Below are 2,246 nucleotides of genomic sequence, written 5' to 3' on the forward strand. Positions count from 1 at the left end.
ATCACCGGGGCTTACCCCGTCGGGGACGGTCTTCAGGACCGTGAGGGCAGGTTTTTTTAAGAGTGCGATCTGGGTGTTGACATTGACCGGCACCGGCTGGCGCACGCTCTGGCCGCCGGTCACGTCAATACGGATCTCCGGGAAATAGATACCATCCCGTGCCGGCGCCCGGACCAGGAAGGTGATAGGGATGGACTGGCCGGGCCCGATGACGCCAACCCGCTTGTAGTTCCCGGAGATGACCTCCATCTCGGTTGTCTCAAGCCGTATACTCTCGATGTTGACGCCGATGTCGATACTCCGGGTATTCTCAAACGTCCCTCCTGTCAGGATCCCCGTATTCTCTTTGAGGCTGGCCGATGATGCGGTGTTCCGGATGATCGCGGTGATCGTGCCGACATCGCCCGGCTGCAGGACCGGAGGCGATATGGTATAATCGGCGACCATAACCGTGGGATTTTCCGCACTGGCAGGTACTGTGAAAATGAAAATAAGCAGGATCAGCAGGAGAACCAGGTAGCGAATACGTTGCATGAGGGCCGTATCTCCGTAGTATACGGACATCGGGCGGGATATGCTATAAGGATTGTGACCCTGCCATATCCACGCTGTCATGGGAATATGTCTGTGCCCGCACGGGAAAAAGGCGGGACGAAAGAAACGGCAAAAAACAGAATAAGTTTTGATACGTTATTTTTTTGAAAGGTTCAGCAGCCGCACCGCGAGCCATGCCGTGTTGTCCACACCAACGCCCGGTTTTACCGATCAGTCATTTTCATAAGCGATTAAATAAGCGCACGGGTCGCGTTCGCAGGCGAATTCTAGGCTTGTGTATACGTTCGGACAGGTAACGCAAAACCTTCCCCCATTCGTCTTCTCCAGCTCCTTTGCCCACATAATACATTTGTTGTAATCGCATACCCGGTTTATCGGGGTGTGATCTGTCTTCTGGTCCGGCTGGACAGCAGCGAAATAATATACGCCGGCAACAACACTTCCGGCAACCGACAGAAAGATCATGAAGAGCACGAGCCGGGCAAACGGGGTTTGTAGTGAACCTGTCATAAAGTCATCCCTATACTACTGTGATTTGTGGTTGTCAGTATAAAAGAAACTTGAAACGGCTCTCAGGAGTCGTTGTCTGCCGGGGTTTTTTCCCCCTCTTTTCGTGCTCCGGGCAGGGTGAGTGGTTATTTCACCAGCTTCAGGATCCGGATCGCGAGCCACGCGGCATTGTCGCCATTGTCCACGCCAACGGTAGCAACCGGGACGCCTTTTGGCATCTGGGCGATGGAGAGCAGGGCGTCCATGCCGTTTAAGGTCCCGCTGACCGGGACGCCGATGACCGGCTTGTCGGTCTTCGATGCGATGACGCCGGGAAGCGCTGCGGAAAGCCCGGCGATCGCGATGAAGATCTTCACATTGCTCGATTTGATGTACACGTCCAGTTTGTCGGGATCGCGGTGTGCCGAAAGGACCTGTGCGTCGTAGGAGATCCCATTCGCATCAAGGACTTTTTTCACCTTGTCGGTGATCGCCGCATCGGAAGCGGAGCCGGATACAATCGCAACGTCTGCCATAATCGCTATCCAAACTTATATTGCGTCTTTCTTAAAATACTATGAGCAGATCCACATGGAAAAAGAACTACTCCTGATGATGCCAGGGCCCGTGCCGATCCCGGAACGGGTCAGGTTCGCGATGGCACGCCAGGCAATAAACCACCGCAGCGCCGAGTTCGGTGCCGCGTATGCCGACTGCGTGAGGGTCCTCAAGACCACGTTTGGTACCGCAAACGATCTTTTTGTCATCAGCGGTTCCGGCACGGCCGGGATGGAAGCCGCGATCTCGAATGTCGGACGCGACAAGGAGATCGCCTGTATCGTCAACGGCAAATTCGGCGAGCGGCTCTATAAGATCAGCCAGCGCTACGGCAAGGCCCACGAGATAAAATCCGAGTGGGGCACCCCGGTCAACTTCGAGGCCCTGAAGGCGCAGCTCGAGGCCGGCGCACAGGTCGTCACGCTGGTCCACAACGAGACTTCAGCCGGTATCAAGAACCCGGCAGAAGAGATCGGCAGGCTCTGCAAGAAGCACGACGCCCTCTTCATCATGGACGGCATCACCTCGATTGGTGGCGATGTTGTCGAGGCAGACAAGTGGGGCGTTGACATTGCCCTCACCGGCTCGCAGAAGTGCTTTGCCGCACCCGCCGGCCTTGCCATGGTCTCGGTGAGCCCGAAGGC

Annotated in this window: 3 protein-coding genes and 1 pseudogene; 1 reads left to right on the plus strand and 3 read right to left on the minus strand. The window is 56.0% G+C overall.

The window, feature by feature from the left end:
* From CW742_RS10940 to purE, 3 genes and pseudogenes are all read right to left on the minus strand, one after another.
* Positions 1–534: pseudogene (locus CW742_RS10940) on the minus strand (S-layer protein); the annotation flags it as partial.
* Between the two features lie 231 nt (positions 535–765).
* Positions 766–1,065 (minus strand): hypothetical protein, encoded by a 300-nt coding sequence (locus CW742_RS10945; RefSeq protein WP_292420322.1) that lies wholly within the window; start codon positions 1,063–1,065, stop codon positions 766–768.
* Positions 1,066–1,190: 125 nt separating this feature from the next.
* Complete coding sequence (purE, locus tag CW742_RS10950) at positions 1,191–1,580, minus strand: 5-(carboxyamino)imidazole ribonucleotide mutase (RefSeq protein WP_292420324.1); 390 nt, start codon at positions 1,578–1,580, stop codon at positions 1,191–1,193.
* A 55-nt stretch (positions 1,581–1,635) separates the two neighbouring features.
* Between purE and CW742_RS10955 the strand changes: the two genes are divergently transcribed.
* Positions 1,636–2,246 (plus strand): alanine--glyoxylate aminotransferase family protein (locus CW742_RS10955; RefSeq protein ID WP_292420326.1); only part of this gene is annotated, 611 nt, incomplete at its 3' end.

This window comes from Methanoregula sp. (assembly GCF_002835825.1).
In the GTDB taxonomy this organism is placed as follows: Archaea; Halobacteriota; Methanomicrobia; order Methanomicrobiales; family Methanospirillaceae; genus Methanoregula.

Excerpts from the sequence above, each read along its gene's own strand:
- CW742_RS10945 (WP_292420322.1), bottom strand. The coding sequence starts at position 1,065 with ATGACAGGTTCACTACAAACCCCGTTTGCCCGGCTCGTGCTCTTCATG.
- purE (WP_292420324.1), bottom strand. The coding sequence starts at position 1,580 with ATGGCAGACGTTGCGATTGTATCCGGCTCCGCTTCCGATGCGGCGATC.